The sequence below is a fragment of the Enterobacter cloacae complex sp. 677-3DZ2D5B genome (assembly GCF_004136695.1).
GTDB lineage: Bacteria > Pseudomonadota > Gammaproteobacteria > Enterobacterales > Enterobacteriaceae > Enterobacter > Enterobacter hormaechei_C.
This window is the reverse complement of sequence record NZ_QFLS01000001.1, coordinates 598,864-616,318: the sequence shown is the minus strand read 5'-3', so window position 1 is coordinate 616,318 and position 17,455 is coordinate 598,864. Positions and strand designations below refer to the sequence as shown.

General features: G+C 53.8%; 23 protein-coding genes. 15 read left to right on the top strand and 8 right to left on the bottom strand.

Annotated elements, in window-relative coordinates; all coding sequences use genetic code 11:
- The first annotated feature begins 19 nt into the window (after nucleotides 1–19).
- Complete coding sequence (locus tag DD597_RS03080) at nucleotides 20–466, top strand: DUF441 domain-containing protein (protein ID WP_003857881.1); 447 nt, start codon at nucleotides 20–22, stop codon at nucleotides 464–466.
- Here DD597_RS03080 and DD597_RS03075 read toward each other — a convergent pair.
- The gene (locus DD597_RS03075) at nucleotides 450–1,241 is read right to left on the bottom strand and encodes a helix-turn-helix transcriptional regulator (protein ID WP_022650813.1); all 792 of its coding nucleotides are present in this window, start codon (nucleotides 1,239–1,241) and stop codon (nucleotides 450–452) included. The two genes, DD597_RS03080 and DD597_RS03075, sit on opposite strands and share 17 nt — an antisense overlap.
- A gap of 99 nt (nucleotides 1,242–1,340) precedes the next feature.
- Between DD597_RS03075 and DD597_RS03070 the strand changes: the two genes are divergently transcribed.
- The gene (locus DD597_RS03070; RefSeq protein WP_023324471.1) at nucleotides 1,341–2,528 is read left to right on the top strand and encodes a CynX/NimT family MFS transporter; all 1,188 of its coding nucleotides are present in this window, start codon (nucleotides 1,341–1,343) and stop codon (nucleotides 2,526–2,528) included.
- Nucleotides 2,529–2,559: 31 nt separating this feature from the next.
- On the opposite strand, the gene DD597_RS03065 is transcribed toward DD597_RS03070, so the two are convergent.
- The gene (locus tag DD597_RS03065) at nucleotides 2,560–3,267 is read right to left on the bottom strand and encodes a CTP synthase (protein ID WP_022650811.1); all 708 of its coding nucleotides are present in this window, start codon (nucleotides 3,265–3,267) and stop codon (nucleotides 2,560–2,562) included.
- A 150-nt stretch (nucleotides 3,268–3,417) separates the two neighbouring features.
- Here DD597_RS03065 and DD597_RS03060 point away from each other — a divergent pair, with 150 nt between their 5' ends.
- The gene (locus DD597_RS03060) at nucleotides 3,418–3,762 is read left to right on the top strand and encodes a DUF488 domain-containing protein (protein WP_003857886.1); all 345 of its coding nucleotides are present in this window, start codon (nucleotides 3,418–3,420) and stop codon (nucleotides 3,760–3,762) included.
- Here DD597_RS03060 and DD597_RS03055 read toward each other — a convergent pair whose 3' ends face one another.
- Both DD597_RS03055 and DD597_RS03050 read right to left on the bottom strand, forming a co-directional pair.
- Nucleotides 3,763–4,068 (bottom strand): hypothetical protein, encoded by a 306-nt coding sequence (locus tag DD597_RS03055; protein WP_022650810.1) that lies wholly within the window; start codon nucleotides 4,066–4,068, stop codon nucleotides 3,763–3,765.
- Between the two features lie 80 nt (nucleotides 4,069–4,148).
- A complete protein-coding gene (locus tag DD597_RS03050; protein ID WP_022650809.1) occupies nucleotides 4,149–4,403 on the bottom strand; it encodes a DUF333 domain-containing protein in 255 nt (84 codons plus the stop codon).
- A 312-nt stretch (nucleotides 4,404–4,715) separates the two neighbouring features.
- Here DD597_RS03050 and DD597_RS03045 point away from each other — a divergent pair, with 312 nt between their 5' ends.
- Genes DD597_RS03045 through yoaJ form a run of 3 tightly spaced genes read left to right on the top strand, consistent with a single transcriptional unit; the run spans nucleotide 4,716 to nucleotide 5,963 of the window.
- Nucleotides 4,716–5,744: a sensor domain-containing diguanylate cyclase gene (locus DD597_RS03045; RefSeq protein WP_032609012.1), complete on the top strand. Its 1,029-nt coding sequence runs from the start codon at nucleotides 4,716–4,718 to the stop codon at nucleotides 5,742–5,744.
- A gap of 45 nt (nucleotides 5,745–5,789) precedes the next feature.
- A complete protein-coding gene (locus DD597_RS03040) occupies nucleotides 5,790–5,888 on the top strand; it encodes a YoaK family small membrane protein (RefSeq protein ID WP_015570793.1) in 99 nt (32 codons plus the stop codon).
- The gene (gene yoaJ, locus DD597_RS25300) at nucleotides 5,889–5,963 is read left to right on the top strand and encodes a protein YoaJ (RefSeq protein WP_015570794.1); all 75 of its coding nucleotides are present in this window, start codon (nucleotides 5,889–5,891) and stop codon (nucleotides 5,961–5,963) included. It begins immediately after the preceding gene.
- A gap of 53 nt (nucleotides 5,964–6,016) precedes the next feature.
- Here the strand turns inward: yoaJ and DD597_RS03030 are convergent, their stop codons facing one another.
- A complete protein-coding gene (locus tag DD597_RS03030; RefSeq protein ID WP_003857896.1) occupies nucleotides 6,017–6,265 on the bottom strand; it encodes a GlsB/YeaQ/YmgE family stress response membrane protein in 249 nt (82 codons plus the stop codon).
- A gap of 371 nt (nucleotides 6,266–6,636) precedes the next feature.
- On the opposite strand from DD597_RS03030, the gene yncL reads away from it, so the two are divergent.
- Both yncL and DD597_RS03015 read left to right on the top strand, forming a co-directional pair.
- Entirely contained in the window at nucleotides 6,637–6,729 is a 93-nt protein-coding gene (gene yncL / locus DD597_RS03020) for a stress response membrane protein YncL (protein ID WP_071524166.1), read from the top strand.
- Nucleotides 6,730–6,853: 124 nt separating this feature from the next.
- Nucleotides 6,854–8,353: an EAL domain-containing protein gene (locus DD597_RS03015; RefSeq protein ID WP_129255944.1), complete on the top strand. Its 1,500-nt coding sequence runs from the start codon at nucleotides 6,854–6,856 to the stop codon at nucleotides 8,351–8,353.
- A gap of 4 nt (nucleotides 8,354–8,357) precedes the next feature.
- Here DD597_RS03015 and DD597_RS03010 read toward each other — a convergent pair whose 3' ends face one another.
- Both DD597_RS03010 and icd read right to left on the bottom strand, forming a co-directional pair.
- Nucleotides 8,358–8,603, bottom strand: a complete 246-nt coding sequence (locus DD597_RS03010) for a YmjA family protein (RefSeq protein ID WP_022650806.1) — start codon at nucleotides 8,601–8,603, stop codon at nucleotides 8,358–8,360.
- A gap of 75 nt (nucleotides 8,604–8,678) precedes the next feature.
- Complete coding sequence (icd, locus tag DD597_RS03005) at nucleotides 8,679–9,929, bottom strand: NADP-dependent isocitrate dehydrogenase (RefSeq protein WP_003857898.1); 1,251 nt, start codon at nucleotides 9,927–9,929, stop codon at nucleotides 8,679–8,681.
- 117 nt (nucleotides 9,930–10,046) lie between these two features.
- On the opposite strand from icd, the gene rluE reads away from it, so the two are divergent.
- From rluE to purB, 5 genes are read left to right on the top strand one after another with little or no spacing between them, the layout of a single operon-like run.
- The gene (gene rluE / locus DD597_RS03000; protein WP_022650805.1) at nucleotides 10,047–10,709 is read left to right on the top strand and encodes a 23S rRNA pseudouridine(2457) synthase RluE; all 663 of its coding nucleotides are present in this window, start codon (nucleotides 10,047–10,049) and stop codon (nucleotides 10,707–10,709) included.
- Nucleotides 10,709–11,182 (top strand): NUDIX hydrolase, encoded by a 474-nt coding sequence (locus DD597_RS02995; RefSeq protein WP_022650804.1) that lies wholly within the window; start codon nucleotides 10,709–10,711, stop codon nucleotides 11,180–11,182. The genes rluE and DD597_RS02995 overlap by 1 nt, the downstream gene beginning before the upstream one ends.
- Nucleotides 11,183–11,222: 40 nt before the next feature.
- Complete coding sequence (gene mnmA / locus DD597_RS02990; protein WP_032103856.1) at nucleotides 11,223–12,335, top strand: tRNA 2-thiouridine(34) synthase MnmA; 1,113 nt, start codon at nucleotides 11,223–11,225, stop codon at nucleotides 12,333–12,335.
- 27 nt (nucleotides 12,336–12,362) lie between these two features.
- Nucleotides 12,363–12,992, top strand: a complete 630-nt coding sequence (gene hflD, locus DD597_RS02985) for a high frequency lysogenization protein HflD (RefSeq protein ID WP_006809213.1) — start codon at nucleotides 12,363–12,365, stop codon at nucleotides 12,990–12,992.
- Nucleotides 12,993–13,011: 19 nt separating this feature from the next.
- Complete coding sequence (gene purB / locus DD597_RS02980; protein ID WP_022650802.1) at nucleotides 13,012–14,382, top strand: adenylosuccinate lyase; 1,371 nt, start codon at nucleotides 13,012–13,014, stop codon at nucleotides 14,380–14,382.
- Between the two features lie 87 nt (nucleotides 14,383–14,469).
- On the opposite strand, the gene DD597_RS02975 is transcribed toward purB, so the two are convergent.
- A complete protein-coding gene (locus DD597_RS02975) occupies nucleotides 14,470–14,862 on the bottom strand; it encodes a hypothetical protein (protein ID WP_181014327.1) in 393 nt (130 codons plus the stop codon).
- Between the two features lie 394 nt (nucleotides 14,863–15,256).
- On the opposite strand from DD597_RS02975, the gene phoP reads away from it, so the two are divergent.
- Nucleotides 15,257–15,928 carry a two-component system response regulator PhoP gene (gene phoP / locus DD597_RS02970; RefSeq protein WP_026094318.1) on the top strand — a complete coding sequence of 224 codons (672 nt, stop codon included), beginning with the start codon at nucleotides 15,257–15,259 and terminating at the stop codon, nucleotides 15,926–15,928.
- A complete protein-coding gene (gene phoQ / locus DD597_RS02965; protein WP_015570801.1) occupies nucleotides 15,929–17,392 on the top strand; it encodes a two-component system sensor histidine kinase PhoQ in 1,464 nt (487 codons plus the stop codon).
- Nucleotides 17,393–17,455 lie beyond the last annotated feature (63 nt).

Below are 17,455 nucleotides of genomic sequence, written 5' to 3'. Positions count from 1 at the left end.
TTTTGGCAAGGATCCCGTCATGTTCGACCCTACACTGCTCATACTTCTGGCCCTGGCTGCACTGGGTTTTGTCAGCCACAACACCACCGTCGCGATTTCCATTCTGGTCCTGATCATCGTTCGCGTCACACCGTTGAACACCTTCTTCCCGTGGATAGAAAAACAGGGGCTTACCATCGGGATCATTATTTTGACCATCGGCGTGATGGCCCCGATTGCCAGCGGAACGCTACCGGCCTCAACGCTGCTGCACTCCTTTGTAAACTGGAAATCGCTGGTGGCGATTGCGGTGGGCGTTTTTGTCTCGTGGCTTGGCGGTCGCGGCGTGACGCTGATGAGCAGCCAGCCTTCGCTGGTGGCCGGGCTGCTGGTGGGCACCGTGTTAGGCGTGGCGCTGTTTCGTGGCGTGCCGGTTGGCCCGCTGATTGCTGCCGGTCTGGTTTCGCTGTTTATCGGGAAGTCGTAGTCAGGCTGGCGATATAGCGGGCGGGCGTCTGTCCCAGTCCTTTCTTAAACATGGTGATGAAGGCGGTGGTGGAGTCATACCCCAGCGCCTGCGCCGCCTGCTGGACCGACTTCCCGCCGATCAAAAACTGCAATGCGACAATCAGCTGGAGCTGGTGCCGCCAGCGGCGAAAGCTTAAGCCGGTCTCTTTCACCACCAGCCGCGCCAGATTGCGTTCGCTCATGGCAAAGTGGCTTGCCCACTGCGCCAGCGTCTGCCAGGCGGCAGGTTCGTTTGCCATGGTCTCACTCATCAGGCGAATTTTTGGATGCGGAGATACCGGCAGCTGTAGATGCTCCTGCGGTTGCAGGGGCAGTTCATCAAACAGGACGTCTACCAGCCTTCCCGTAGCGGGAAGAGGCAACTCTTCCCGTGACCTGTCCGCAAGCGCCAGCACCAGCTCCCGCACCAGGGGCGATATTTTCAGCGTACAGGTACGCGTCGGCAATTCGAGCGCACCGGGTTCAATAAACAGCAGGCAGAGCTGCGCGCCGGGCGTCGCCTTGTTGCTGTGCGGCGTTTGTCCTGGGATCCACACCGCATACTGGGGCGGCACCATCAGCATCGCGCTCTCCACTTCACAGGTGATCGCTCCACCCAGCGCCATAATCAGCTGCCCTTTGCGGTGCTGATGCAGCGGAATAAATTGTTCCTGTGCCACCACGCGGATGCGAAAGGCCACCGCCGCGTCGTGCTGGCTATCGGGATCGTAGCCGTCGAGCCCCAGTCCGTACATAAAGTTGTCCGATATTAGCGATAAACTGTCATTTTAGCCTGATTTCAACCACAACTTAAATCGGTATGGTATGCGCTCGCCTGAACGTAAGAGACAATAATGACTACTGCTATTCAACCTTCCGGGAAACAGGGTGCACTGCTGGTTGCAGGCATCCTGATGATCGCCACGACGCTGCGCGTCACATTTACCGGTGTCGCCCCCCTGCTCGACACCATCCGACAGGACTATGGCTTAAGCACGGCGCAAACCGGCCTGCTCACAACGCTGCCCCTGCTTGCCTTCGCCTTTATCTCTCCCCTTGCCGCAGGCGTCGCCCGGCGCCTGGGCATGGAGCGCAGCCTTTTTATCGCTCTGCTGCTGATTTGCATCGGGATTGGCGTACGTTCGCTGCCGTCGGCCGCGCTGCTGTTTATCGGTACGGCGATCGTGGGCTGTGGGATTGCGCTGGGCAATGTCCTGTTACCTGGCTTAATCAAACGTGATTTTCCGGGCCAGGTCGCAAAACTCACGGGGGCGTATTCGCTGACGATGGGGGCCGCCGCTGCCGCAGGGTCGGCGCTGATCGTCCCGCTGTCGCTGGGGAGTGGTGGCTGGCACGGAGCGCTGTTGATGCTGATGTTCTTCCCGCTGGTGGCGCTGCTGCTGTGGTTACCGCAATGGCGCCAGAGGCCGGCCGCCACCCTGACCGGCGCGGGCGCGTTGCACAACCGGGCTATCTGGCGCTCGGCACTCGCCTGGCAGGTGACGCTTTTTATGGGCATTAACTCGCTGATTTACTATGTCATTATCGGCTGGTTACCCGCGATTTTGCTTAGCCACGGCTACAGCGAAACGCAGGCTGGCTCCATGCACGGGCTTCTCCAGCTGGCAACCGCTGTTCCCGGTCTCGCCATTCCGCTGATCCTGCACCGTCTTAACGATCAGCGTGGCATAGCCGGGCTTGTCGCTCTGATGTGCGCTGTCAGTGCGGCCGGGTTCTGGTTCGCGCCGGGGCTGGCCGTCGTCTGGACGCTGGTGTTTGGCTTTGGATCCGGCGCCACCATGATCCTCGGCCTGACGTTTATCGGACTGCGGGCCAGCTCGGCACATCAGGCCGCCGCGCTCTCCGGCATGGCACAGTCGATTGGCTATCTTCTGGCGGCCTGTGGCCCACCGCTGATGGGGAAAATTCACGATACCGCCGGAGACTGGCGCATTCCGCTGCTGGCCTGTGCGCTGGCTGCGGTAGTGATGGCCCTGTGCGGCATGCTGGCCGGGCGTGACCGGGAGATCACACCCCGCTGACATTCAAGGCAGACCTGACGGTCTGCTTTTTTTATCCCTGCGCCGCCCGCAGCATGGCCTGTACCAGCACGACAGGTCGCCCTTGAAGCGCAGCCCGCTCATGCTGGAACAGGGTGATGACAAAGAAAGGATGGGTTATCAGCTCTGCCGCGCGGATCTCGCCCTGCTCGTCCCAGCCCGTTACGCGCATGTCGCCCCGCTCAAGCTGGCTGGCAAACTCAGACGAGACACCGTAATTGCAGTGATACCCCTCCTGAATTTCCGGCTTGCCATACGCTTTGGCAATCAGCGTGTTATTCCGCAGCTCTATCGCGTCGGTTTTTTCTACCAGCGAGCAGGTCAGCGGCGCAATCACCATCCTTCCCTCGGTATCGGTTTCGGCATGGCCTGCATCGTGCCAGCCCAGTACATTACGCGCATACTCAATCAGCGCATGCTGGAACCCGCCGCAGGTGCCGAGAAAGGGGATGCTATTCTCACGCGCGTAACGCGCCGCAATAAACGCCGCCTCGGTGTTTTTATACGGGCTTGCCGGTACCAGCCAGATGGCATCATACCCGACGAGGTCTTCGGGGCTGGTCAGCTCAGGCGTGGCGAGCCAGTCATAATCAGCGGTGAGATCCAGAACCGCAGCGGCGTCGTCAATCGCCAGCGGGATCGCCTGGTGCGCAATAACATCAGGATTGAAATCACCAACCAGCGCAATGCGCAGCGTCGTTTTAACCGGGGAGAGTTCCATGAGAGATTCCTTATGCCGGAGGATTTTCAGATAACATAAGGAGCCTCAGACTACCGATCTTTTGCAATTATCACAATACCTTAAATTGGGTGGATAAAAGCCGGGTGCTATAGTGTTCTTGCCGAACGTCGCACGGCAGGAGGAAAACGGATGATTCAATGTAAGCGCGTATATGAACAGGCAACATCAGACGATGGTTACCGGGTGCTGGTAGACAGACTCTGGCCGCGAGGAATAAAAAAGACCGACCTCGCCTGTGATGAGTGGTGTAAATCGCTAACGCCGTCCAGCGAACTGCGAAAAGCTTTTCACAGTGAAACGATAGATTTCACTGCGTTCAGTGAAGCCTATCGTAAAGAGCTGGCGCAGCATCAGGATGAAGGCAAACGCCTGGCGGCCCTCGCCCGACAGCAGACCGTGACGCTACTCTACGGGGCGAAAAACAGGGAGCAGAATCACGCGCGGGTACTGGCGGACTGGCTACGTAAACTGTGATTAACCGATCGCCAGCTCATCCACGTTGTGTGGCATCTCGTCGGGAGTTAGCGGCATCAAATGTTCCGGGCGAACAAACGCAAAACCGTGCTGGTTATCAAAGGCGTAAACATCACCGGTGACCAGCCACAGCGCACGTGCTGATGTATCAGGTAATTGCGTCATGACGCCGTTAACCGGGTTTACAAAACGCTGGCCCGGCTGACAAAGGCCAAACAGCTCCACGGATTTACCGATATTTCGACGGCCTGCCGCCGTACGCGCACCCACGATCATCGCCATGCTGCCCGGTTTTAACTGAAACATACTTCTTCTCGCAAACGTACTGCCAGAAACTGGCTAAGAATAATCCTAAAGAGAAGTGTATCGCAGTTTTATTGCCCTTGTCATCTGGTTGGTTGCGGGTGATCGCGTCGGTAGAGATCCCATTCATCGATCACTTCCCCGCCTGGTAATTTGCACTCGGTACGTACACCCTGCGGGCTTTGAACAGGGATTTGCTCTCCCCCTTTCTCCAGACAGTACACTGACGCCGGGTTTGCCATACCAATAGCGTGCGGCGGTTGAGGCGCATCAGGAGGGGTGGTCTTTGTTGAGCAGGCGGCCAGCGGTACAACCAGCGCCAGGAGAAGATATTTCATTATCATGATCCTTCAGGGTGTAAAAACGTCAGAGTAACGGGTCATCGCCGTTTTCTCCATGATTTCTCCATTAAACCTGCACGATTCCCTCTTATAGTGATACCTGTTCTCACACTGACCAGAGAACATCATTCCGTAATCAAGATGTTTTGCCCCGATCTCAACATCGGGGCTTTTTTTTAGCCTCTCCCTCATCCGCTTTCAGAAGAATCTATAAAATTAATCCTGTTCATGTTTTACTATGACCGGAGTCTAAATTTTCAGCATAACATGCAGATACAGAGGTCTTCTGCATGGGAGTCAACCTGCCTCATGTCAGATATCATTCTTGCCCGTGTTTCAGAAACCCTCTCCACTGAGCAATCTCTCGACAGTCTTGTGCGTCAGCTACTGGAAATGCTGGAAATTGTGACGGATATGGAATCAACCTACCTGACCAAAATCGATATTAACGCGCGTTTGCAGCACATTTTATATGCCCGTAACAGCAAGCAAATGCAAATCCCGGAAGGGTTCAGCGTTCCCTGGGACGAAACGCTCTGTAAGCGCGCCATGGATAGCGACACTTTGTTCAGTAACGAGGTGCCTGACCGCTGGCCGGAGTGTGAAGCGGCAAAAGCACTGGGTATTACAACCTATATGAGCGTGCCGGTTCACCTGGCTGACGGTTCTCTGTACGGCACGCTTTGCGCTGCCAGCACCGCACAGAAACAGTTCAGCGAGCGTGGCGAGCAGGTGATCAGGCTCTTTGCCGGGTTAATTGGTCAGTATATTCAGAAAGAGTCGCTTGTGCTTCAGCTTCGTGAAGCAAATGCGGCGCTCATTACCCACTCTTACACCGACGCCCTTACCGGCCTGCCGAATCGTCGCGCCATTTTTGAAAACCTTACCACCCTGTTCTCACTGGCGCGCCATCTTAGCCGCAACGTCATGATTGCCTTTATTGACCTCGATGATTTCAAGCGAATCAATGACCAGTACGGGCATGAGGCGGGCGATCGCTTCCTCGTACAGGTCGGCAAGCGACTGACTCACGAGCAAACGCAGGATGAGATTATTGGCCGGCTCGGCGGCGATGAATTTCTGGTTGCCAGCCTGAGTCACAGCGATGATGGCGACACCAGTACAGAGATCAACGCAATCAAAACCCGCCTCAATGGTCTTATTGCGGGCGAATACGGGTTAGGCAATGCCACCATTCTTTATCCCGGTGCAAGCCTTGGCGTCGTTATTGTTGATCCTCACAGCACGGATGAAGATAGCGCCCTGCGCACCGCGGACCTCGCGATGTATCAGGATAAAAAAGGAAAAAGCAAAACAGGCTTTGTCGCGTTAGATTAAAACCGTACACTCTACGGCCTTATACAAACTCAAACAGGTGATGGCATGAGAATAGGGATCCTCTTTCCGGTGGTTATTTTTATCACAGCGGTGGTGTTTTTAGGCTGGTTTTTCCTTGGCGGTTACGCCGCGCCGGGGGCATAAATGAGAAAAACGACCATCATCATGCTGATTGTCGCCATCGTGGCCGTCGCCGGTACGCAGTTAGGCTGGTGGTAACGCCCAAAGTAAAAAGGCCGCCGTCAGGCAGCCTTTTTTAACACAGGTCAGATTTAGCTTTTGATTTTTCTGTAGATAAACAGAACAACCAGCGCGCCAATCACCGCGACGACAAAGCTGCCGAAGTTGAAGCCATCAACTCTGCCAAAGCCGAACAGGGTACTGATCCAGCCGCCGACGACTGCACCCACAATCCCCAGAATGATCGTGACGATGAAACCGCCGCCATCTTTGCCCGGCATAATCCACTTCGCCAGGATCCCCGCAATCAGCCCAAAGATAATCCAGGATAAAATTCCCATAGCTTTCCTCTCTGTATGGTTTTTGTCATTAAATCAACGACACAGAAAAGGATAGCACAGGATCTGAGAAAGGAAATTTGTGATAAGAATCACACGGCTCGTTTGAGTAAAATATGAGCAGTAAAAAATGTCGATCCACACTCATCCTGGGGTTGCATCTTCTACTGAGAAAGATTATCTTTCTCATTACTGAATAGTTGAGCAAATAACTCAGGTATTCAGTACGACATTGCTCACATTGCTTCCAGTATTTCTTGCCCACTTTTTAGTGGGCTTTTTTTTTGCCTCAACCCACCAAAATCTGGCGTTTTTTCTGTGGAGGTGAAACGCTATTCTCTGTGGCTTCTGAATAACCAAAAAGCGTTGATAACATGAACGTATCGAGCAAGTTCGTCATCTGCCTTAATCTTGTTTCTGCCAGTACGCTACTGTTACTGCTCTCAACACGGTTTGAGTGGTTCTGAGTTGAAAGGAGCCTGGCAGGGTGGATTTCCTTCCGATTCCGTGCCGGCTCAACTCTCATACTTGTAGCTTTTATGACCTGTGATAAGATCCCTGCACCTCAGGACGTGGCGGGACAGCAGGAAAATGAAGAAGGCCATTGCCGTTGCTATCATCTCAACCCTAATGGTCGTCCTGTCGCTGTATGCGGTTAACGCCATTATCGTTGAGCAGCAAAAGAACCGGCAGAGGGAGATCTCCCACACGCTCTTAAGCTATTCCGAAGAGTTAACACAAAATATCGCCAGTACGCTTAAAAATACCACCGTGCAGGGATGCGATAGCGCCAGTCTGAACGTCTACCGAAAATTAAAGATGCGTAGTCTCTATTTCGCCGATGTGGGGTTTATTGAAAAGGGGAAAATCACCTGCACCGCGTTTTGGGGCAAGCTGGCAAATCCCATCGCCCTTCCCCCTGAGCTGCATAAAACCCAGAACGGATTCAGTCTGGCGCAGTTTTCGCAGAAAGATTTCTTTATCGGTAATGCGACAATTTATAACCACCTTATTATTTTCACCTCCCGTTCAGCCTACGATAAATTTGCCCCCGTTACCGCCAACTATTCGCTTCGTTCTTCCACTAAAGATTTCGGCCGCACCTTTTTCACCGTTACGCCGCCATCAGAAAACCTTAGCCGCTTACAGTCTCTGTTATTTACGCTGGCTGTGACAGAGTGCAGTACACGCTGGGATTTGTGTGTCACCGTCACACACCACGATGCCGGACTGGCTTCGCTCTCCCTCGTAGTGATGGTGCTTCTGTGCCTGTTTTTATACTTTATCTGGGTATCCCTGACGCTGTTTTCTCTTCGACTGTATGAAGACCGACGTTCTCTGGAGCGAACGCTGGTCAAGGCGGTGAAAGCGAATACCATCAGCGTTCATTTTCAGCCCGTTATTCGGGTGGCTGATAAGAAAATCGTCGGGGTTGAAGTGTTATCAAGATGGCAGGATAACAATCACAAAGAGGTTTCTCCTGAGCTGTTTATCCCGTTAATCAAAAAAATTGGCCTGTATAACGTTTATTATCAGAACATGATAAAGAAATCCCTGGCGGAAATTGCCGCGCTGGCCGCTGAACATCAGTTAATGATTTCACTGAACGTTGGCCGGACGGAAATTGAAGACGGCAAATTCCTGTCGGTATTACGTCATGCATGCTCAGAGAACGCGATTCCTTTATCGTTAATCAAAGTTGAGTTATCCGAGAATGGCGTTTCCACCTCGGCCATCCTTGAAGAGTTTTGTGAGGAGCTTAAATCGGCAGGCGTCAAAATTTCAATAGACGATTTTGGCGTGCAAAACTCTAATCTTGCCAGGCTCACAAATCTCAAATATGACGAAATCAAGGTAGATAAGTCGTTAGTGGACGGCATCAGCGAGCACTATAAACAGGATATCCTGGTGATCTTCAGCGACGCGCTCGCTAAACTGAACAAAACCCTGGTTTTTGAAGGGGTTGAAAGCGAAACACAATTTCAGTTCATCGCGCAGAGATACCCCGATGCCCTCGTACAAGGCTGGTACTTTTCAAAGTCGCTAACCCGGCACGACCTCGCCAGGCTGCTGGCAGACTCAGCGCGATGACGCGTTATTCATTGCCCCACTGATTCAGGAAGTTCGCAATATCGTCAATGCGCGCTTCGTCTATCTCCGCCTGGACAGCCATCTCCCGCTGCGCCTCTTCACTGATTTCCTCATTGTTGTATAAGCGAGTGAGCAGCAGCTGGAAATAGTGTGCCAGCGGCGTACGCTCTGCCTCTTCTACCGGTTTCGCCGTTTCAGTCGCATACTCGTCGACGATGTCATAATACTTGAGCGGGATATCATGGGTCATAGCGTTGTTTCCGTCTTGTGTGCATAAAAAACGGGAACCCTCAGGCTCCCGTTGTCATTTAACCCAGCGAGTGGATTACATGTTCGCGATAATCGCGTCGCCAAACTCTGAGCATTTCAGCAGTTTAGCGCCTTCCATCAGACGTTCAAAGTCATAGGTGACGGTTTTCGCGTTAATCGCGCCTTCCATACCCTTAACGATCAGGTCTGCGGCTTCGAACCATTCCATATGACGCAGCATCATCTCTGCGGACAGAATGATAGAGCCTGGGTTGACTTTATCCTGGCCTGCGTATTTCGGTGCAGTACCGTGAGTGGCTTCGAACAGGGCGCACTCGTCACCGATGTTCGCGCCCGGGGCGATACCGATACCACCCACCTGTGCTGCCAGCGCATCGGAGATGTAGTCACCATTCAGGTTCATACAGGCGATCACGTCATACTCAGCAGGACGCAGCAGGATCTGTTGCAGGAACGCATCGGCAATCACATCTTTAATGATGATCTCTTTACCGGTGTTCGGGTTCTTAATTTTCTGCCATGGGCCGCCGTCGATCAGTTCACCGCCGAACTCTTCGGTCGCCAGCTGGTAGCCCCAGTCTTTGAACGCGCCTTCGGTGAACTTCATGATATTGCCTTTGTGAACCAGGGTCACAGAGTCACGGTCGTTGGTGATAGCGTATTCGATGGCGGCACGCACCAGACGCTTGGTCCCTTCTTCGGAGCACGGCTTGATGCCGATGCCGCAATGCTCTGGGAAGCGAATTTTCTTCACGCCCATCTCTTCGCGCAGGAATTTAATCACTTTTTCTGCATCAGCAGAGTCCGCTTTCCATTCGATACCCGCGTAGATGTCTTCAGAGTTTTCACGGAAGATAACCATGTCGGTCAGTTCCGGGTGCTTAACCGGGCTTGGAGTGCCCTGGTAGTAACGCACCGGACGCAGACACACATACAGATCCAGTTCCTGACGCAGCGCCACGTTCAGGGAGCGAATGCCGCCGCCAACTGGCGTGGTCAGAGGGCCTTTGATAGCAACGCGATAGTCGCGGATCAGGTCCAGCGTTTCGGCTGGCAGCCAGACGTCCTGGCCATAAACTTGAGTGGATTTTTCACCGGTGTAAATTTCCATCCAGGAAATTTTACGCTCGCCTTTGTAGGCTTTCTCAACAGCGGCATCAACCACTTTCAGCATCGCCGGGGTAACGTCTACACCGATACCGTCGCCTTCAATGAACGGGATAATCGGGTTGTGAGGAACGTTAATCTTGCCGTTTTGCAGGGTGATCTTTTTACCTTCCGCCGGAACAACTACTTTGCTTTCCATTAACCTCTCCTTCGAGCGCTTCTGGTTGTTACTGATCTTATGTTAATAAATTGTAATGAGCCTTCCGATAGTACCTGATTGTCCGACGCCATGAAAGGTCTTCGTTATTAGGCTATAATGCGGCAATTGATAACGCCTGAAAATACCATGACGAAAACTTCTTTTAGAAAACACCGGGTTGAGCGATTCAGCTCACGACAAGCCACCAGAAGAACGCCAGAACCCCAGCCAACGCGGGTCATACTGTTCAATAAACCCTACGATGTATTGCCGCAGTTTACCGACGAGGCCGGGCGCAGCACGCTGAAGGACTTTATCCCCGTACAGGGAGTCTACGCAGCGGGACGCCTGGATCGCGACAGCGAGGGGCTGCTGGTCCTTACCAATGACGGCGTGCTCCAGGCCAGGCTTACTCAGCCGGGCAAACGTACCGGAAAAATTTACTATGTGCAGGTTGAAGGCGAGCCGGACGACGCGTCGCTGGCAAAGCTGCGCAACGGCGTAACGCTGAACGACGGTCCCACCCTGCCGGCTGGTATTGAACGTGTGAATGAACCCGAGTGGCTGTGGCCGCGCAACCCGCCGATTCGTGAGCGTAAATCCATTCCTACCAGCTGGCTTAAAATCACCCTTTATGAAGGCCGCAACCGACAGGTCAGGCGCATGACTGCGCATGTGGGCTTCCCTACCCTGCGACTCATTCGCTACGCCATGGGCAGCTATACGCTGGACTCGCTGGCAAACGGGGAATGGCGGGATGTTACCCCTAAGGAGAACTGATGTTTAAACCTCATGTTACGGTCGCCTGCGTGGTCCACGCGCAGGGGAAATTCCTGGTGGTGGAAGAGACCATTAACGGCAAAGCGCTGTGGAACCAGCCAGCCGGGCATCTTGAAGCCAATGAAACCTTATTGCAGGCAGCGAAACGCGAGCTCTGGGAAGAGACGGGTATCCGCGCCGAACCGCAGCACTTTATCCGTATGCATCAGTGGATAGCGCCTGACCAGACACCTTTCCTGCGCTTTTTATTCGCCGTTGAGCTTAACGAAACGTGCGCCACTGAACCGCACGACGACGATATCGATCGCTGCCTGTGGGTGACCGCAGAGGAGATCCTGAACGCGCCAAACCTGCGCTCGCCACTGGTTGCGGAAAGCATCCGCTGCTGGCAGTCTACGGCGCGCCTGCCGCTGGATGTCATTGCAGAATTTAACTGGCCGTTTACAGAGGGTGTCAATGGTGGGGGGGCGTGATAGAATACGCCGCCTTGAAGTTCAATGTCGTGAGTATTCCATGTCAGATAACAGCCAGAAAAAAGTAATCGTCGGCATGTCCGGCGGTGTCGATTCCTCCGTTTCCGCCTACCTGTTGCAGCAACAGGGCTATAAGGTGGAGGGCCTGTTCATGAAGAACTGGGAGGAAGACGATGGCGAGGAATACTGCACTGCCGCTGCGGATCTCGCCGATGCGCAGGCCGTGTGCGATAAGCTCGGCATCGAACTGCACACCGTTAACTTTGCCGCAGAATACTGGGACAACGTTTTTGAACTCTTCCTCGAAGAGTACAAAGCGGGCCGCACGCCAAACCCGGATATCCTGTGCAACAAAGAGATCAAATTCAAAGCCTTCCTGGAATTCGCTGCGGAAGACCTGGGCGCAGACTACATTGCGACTGGCCACTACGTGCGTCGCGCGGATGTGAATGGCAAAAGCCAGCTGCTGCGCGGCCTGGACGGCAATAAAGATCAGAGCTACTTCCTCTATACGCTGAGCCACGAACAGATTGCCCAAAGTCTGTTCCCGGTCGGCGAGCTGGAAAAGCCGGAAGTGCGTAAGATTGCTGAAGATCTGGATCTGATCACCGCGAAGAAAAAAGACTCCACCGGTATTTGTTTTATCGGCGAGCGTAAATTCCGCGAGTTCCTGGGGCGCTACCTGCCTGCACAGCCGGGCAAAATCGTCACCGTTGACGGTGATGAGATTGGTCAGCACCAGGGACTGATGTACCACACTCTTGGCCAGCGTAAAGGTCTGGGTATCGGCGGCACCAAAGAGGGCAGCGAAGATCCGTGGTACGTGGTCGACAAAGACGTCGAAAACAATATTCTGGTTGTGGCTCAGGGTCACGACCACCCGCGCCTGATGTCCGTTGGACTGATCGCGCAACAGCTGCACTGGGTCGATCGCGAGCCGCTGAAAGGCACGCTGCGCTGCACAGTGAAAACGCGCTACCGCCAGACGGACATCCCTTGCACCGTAACCGCACTGGATGACGATCGCATTGACGTGCGTTTCGACGAGCCGGTTTCCGCCGTTACCCCTGGCCAGTCTGCTGTTTTCTACAGCGGCGAAATTTGCCTCGGCGGTGGGATCATTGAACAGCGCCTGCCGCTGCCTGCTGTTTAAACCGTTTGCACACATAAAGGAGACCGTGTGGCGAAGAACTATTACGACATCACCCTGGCGCTGGCGGGAATTTGCCAGTCAGCCCGTCTGGTGCAACAGCTGGCGCATCAGGGTCATTGCGACGCTGACGCCCTGCACGTTTCACTTAACAGCGTTATCGATCTCAACCCAGGCTCCACGCTGGGCGTCTTTGGCGGCAGTGAAACCAATCTTCGTCTCGGTCTTGAAACTCTGCTCGGCGTGCTCAACGCCAGCAACCGTCAGGGGTTGAATGCGGAACTGACCCGCTACACCTTAAGCCTGATGGTGCTGGAACGTAAGCTGAACGCGGCAAAAGGCGCAATGAATACCCTGGGCGATCGCATCGCCGGGCTACAGCGCCAGCTCGACCACTTTGACCTCCAGTCTGAGACCCTGCTGAGCGCGATGGCCGGTATCTACGTTGACGTGATTAGCCCGCTCGGCCCGCGTATTCAGGTCACCGGTTCGCCTGCCGTATTGCAAAGCCCACAGGTACAGGCGAAGGTACGCGCTTCGCTGCTGGCAGGCATCCGTGCCGCCGTGCTGTGGCAACAGGTCGGCGGTGGCCGCCTACAGTTGATGTTTTCTCGTCATCGCCTGACGACTCAGGCAAAACAAATTCTTGCTCATTGTTAACCTCCCGGAGTTGCGAATTATGGAATTATCCTCACTGACCGCCGTATCCCCTGTCGATGGACGCTACGGCGATAAAGTCAGCGCGCTGCGCGGGATCTTCAGCGAATATGGCCTGCTGAAGTTCCGTGTTCAGGTTGAAGTACGCTGGCTGCAAAAGCTGGCCGCCCAGACAGCAATCAAGGAAGTTCCTGCTTTTGACGCAAAGGCAAACGATTACCTTGATAAAATCGTTGCTGAGTTCAGCGAAGAAGATGCCGCGCGCATTAAAACCATCGAACGCACCACCAACCACGACGTGAAAGCAGTTGAATACTTCCTGAAAGAGAAAGTGGCATGCGTCCCTGCCCTGCACGCGGTATCTGAATTTATTCACTTCGCCTGTACGTCTGAGGATATTAACAACCTGTCTCACGCGCTGATGCTCTCTACCGCGCGGAAAGAGGTGGTACTCCCTTACTGGCGTAAAATCATTGATGCGGTGAAAGCGCTGTCCGTGGAATACCGCGACATTCCGCTGCTGTCCCGTACTCACGGCCAGCCAGCAACCCCATCTACCATGGGTAAAGAGATGGCGAACGTGGCGTACCGCATGGAACGCCAGTATCGTCAGCTGGAGCAGGTTGAGATCCTCGGCAAAATCAACGGCGCGGTGGGTAACTACAACGCCCACATCGCCGCGTACCCGGAAGTGGACTGGCACCAGTTCAGCGAAGAATTTGTGACCTCTCTGGGGATCCAGTGGAACCCGTACACCACCCAGATTGAGCCGCACGACTACATCGCCGAGCTGTTTGACTGCATTGCGCGCTTCAACACCATCCTGATCGACTTCGATCGTGACGTATGGGGTTACATCGCCCTGAACCACTTCAAGCAGAAAACCATCGCCGGGGAAATCGGTTCGTCCACCATGCCGCACAAAGTGAACCCAATCGACTTCGAAAACTCCGAAGGTAACCTGGGTCTGGCGAATGCCGTGTTGCAGCATATGGCGAGCAAGCTGCCGGTATCCCGCTGGCAGCGCGACCTGACTGACTCCACGGTGCTGCGTAACCTGGGCGTAGGTATTGGCTACGCGCTGATCGCCTACCAGTCCACCCTGAAAGGTGTGAGCAAACTGGAAGTTAACCGCGACCGTCTACTGGACGAGCTGGATCACAACTGGGAAGTGCTGGCGGAGCCGATTCAGACCGTGATGCGTCGTTACGGCATTGAAAAACCGTACGAGAAACTCAAAGAGCTGACCCGCGGTAAACGCGTTGATGCTGAAGGTATGAAACAGTTTATCGACGGTCTGGCGCTGCCAGAAGAAGAAAAAGCGCGCCTGAAAGAGATGACCCCGGCAAACTATATTGGCCGCGCCATTACTATGGTTGACGAGCTAAAGTAATCGCCCTTCCCCCTTTCCATCCGGAAAGGGGGCTGTTTTTCATCATCGAGTTGATGTTTTCACGTCACATTACCTGTTTTGCCGGGATTAAAGCCTGCCGTCAGGATGGTTGTTAATTTTCGTCGTGGAATAACTTTCCGGAATATATCGTTTTAAGCCGAACGGGCACAGTTTGAACTGGCACGGGGTTTCAGCCGTGCACGGACGATCCATCTCTTGCCGGTTGCCTGGACACGCGTTTTTCTGTTTGAACCCCATCCAGCCTATGGATGTATAGGGCATTGCCTGCGCTATCCATACTCTACGGCGTCGATCGTTAATCAGGATCCCCTGGTTTGAGGTGGTGATGATTTCACCTGTACGAACGTAATAATCTCCCTTTAACCACAGGATATAATTCAGGCCATACTGTGTTTCAACTTTGCAAAAGATAGTTCCGCTTTCCGGGCTCGCAATAGTCTCAACAACCTTCCATTCCATAAAACCCTCTTTACTCGCTATATTGCTGTTTTGTCGTGTAAAAATGCTGCTTTTCTGGCACATCTTATGCAAATCTAATTTCGCACCATAAAATAAGCGTAGACAAAGGCAGACATAGTGAGAACATCCTTACAAAAAAAAGGGCAATCTTTACAAAACTGGCGTGACCCTTCTGTCAAAAAAGCGACTCGCCTTCAACATTTCATAAACGGATGGCTGTTTTATCCGGATTGCAGAAGCTTGCGAAAACAAGTCCGTTTATATTACCCGCGCCTGGCGTCATGCCCCCTGTGTTCTGGAGCATGCAAAAAAATCATTTAATTTCATCGCGCTGGTGTCAACCTGAATAATCAGCGTTAAACTATTCATACCATTTATAAAGGGAGAAGTGATGATGCGCGTACTGGTTGTTGAGGATAACGCATTGCTACGTCATCACCTGAAAGTTCAACTTCAGGAGATGGGTCATCAGGTGGACGATGCTGAAGACGCAAAAGAGGCCGATTATTATCTCAATGAACACCTGCCGGACATCGCCATTGTCGATTTAGGGCTACCGGATGAAGACGGATTGTCCCTTATCCGCCGCTGGCGTAGCCATGACGTTTCCCTGCCGGTGCTGGTGCTAACTGCCCGTGAAGGCTGGCAGGACAAGGTTGAAGTCCTGAGCGCTGGCGCGGATGACTACGTGACCAAACCCTTCCATATTGAAGAAGTCGCCGCGCGTATGCAGGCGCTTCTGCGCCGCAACAGCGGGCTGGCGTCGCAGGTGATCTCTCTGCCGCCATTCCAGGTGGATCTCTCCCGCCGCGAATTTTCTATTAATGATGAAGTGATCAAGCTGACCGCATTCGAATACACCATCATGGAAACGCTGATCCGTAACAACGGTAAAGTGGTGAGCAAAGATTCCCTGATGCTTCAGCTCTATCCGGATGCCGAACTGCGCGAAAGCCACACCATTGACGTGCTGATGGGCCGCCTGCGTAAAAAAATTCAGGCGCAGTACCCGCATGACGTGATCACCACCGTGCGTGGTCAGGGCTACCTGTTTGAATTACGCTAAATGAAAGGGATTTTGCGTCACATTTTACCCCTTTCGCTGCGGGTTCGCTTTTTGCTGGCAACCGCCGCCGTCGTGCTGGTGCTGTCGCTCTCTTACGGGATGGTGGCGCTGGTCGGGTATAGCGTGAGCTTCGATAAAACCACCTTCCGCCTGCTTCGCGGCGAAAGTAACCTGTTTTATACCCTGGCGAAGTGGGAGAACAACCGAATCACCGTCGAGATGCCGGAAAACCTGAATCAGCAGAGCCCGACGCTGGCGCTGATCTACGATGAAAAAGGGAAATTGCTGTGGGCCCAGCGCGATGTCCCGTGGCTGAAAAAGCGCATCCGTCCGGAATGGCTGAAAACCAACGGTTTTCATGAAATAGAAGCCGATCTCAACTCCACCAGCAGCCTGCTGCGTGACGATCGCGCCTTACAGATCAAGCTTAATGAGATCCGTGCCGAAGATGACGACACGGAGATGACCCACTCTGTGGCCATCAACCTTTATCCCGCCACCCTGAACATGCCGCAGTTAACCATTGTGGTGATCGATACCATCCCGGTTGAGCTGAAACGCTCATATATGGTATGGAACTGGTTTGTGTATGTTCTGGCTGCCAACCTGCTGCTGGTGATCCCTCTCCTGTGGGTTGCTGCATGGTGGAGCCTCCGCCCGATTGAATCCCTTGCCAAAGAGGTACGCGAGCTGGAGGAACATCACCGCGAGAAGCTGAACCCGGAAACTACGCGCGAACTGACCAGCCTGGTGCGCAACCTCAACCGCCTGCTGAAAAGCGAACGTGAACGCTACGACAAGTATCGCACGACGCTCACCGACCTTACGCACAGCCTGAAAACCCCGCTGGCGGTGATGCAGAGTACCCTGCGTTCCATGCGCAGTTCGAAAATGAGCGTGGATGATGCAGAGCCGGTGATGCTGGAACAAATCAGCCGTATTTCACAGCAGATCGGCTATTACCTGCACCGCGCGAGCATGCGCTCCGGAAGCGCCCTGTTGAGCCGTGAACTGCACCCGGTAGCCCCGCTGCTGGATAACCTCACCTCGGCGCTGAACAAGGTGTACCAGCGTAAAGGGGTCAACATCAGTCTGGATATCTCACCGGAAATTAGCTTTGTTGGCGAGAAGAATGACTTTATGGAAGTGATGGGAAACCTGCTCGATAACGCCTGCAAATATTGTCTGGAGTTTGTCGAGGTCTCCGCGCGGGTAACGGATAACGAACTGCATATTATCGTTGAGGATGATGGTCCTGGCATTCCCCGTAATAAACGCGAAGTGGTGTTCGATCGCGGCCAGCGCGCCGATACGCTGCGGCCAGGCCAGGGCGTCGGATTATCCGTCGCCAGGGAAATTGTCGATCAGTACGAGGGCAAAATTGAAACCGGTGAAAGTTTGCTGGGCGGAGCCCGGATGGAAGTCATTTTTGGCCGCCAGCATCCCGTATCGAACGATAGTTGACCCGGAATGTGAAAAATACGCGGATCTCGCAGCCAGGGAGCGGGGCTTCCGTTATAATCCGAC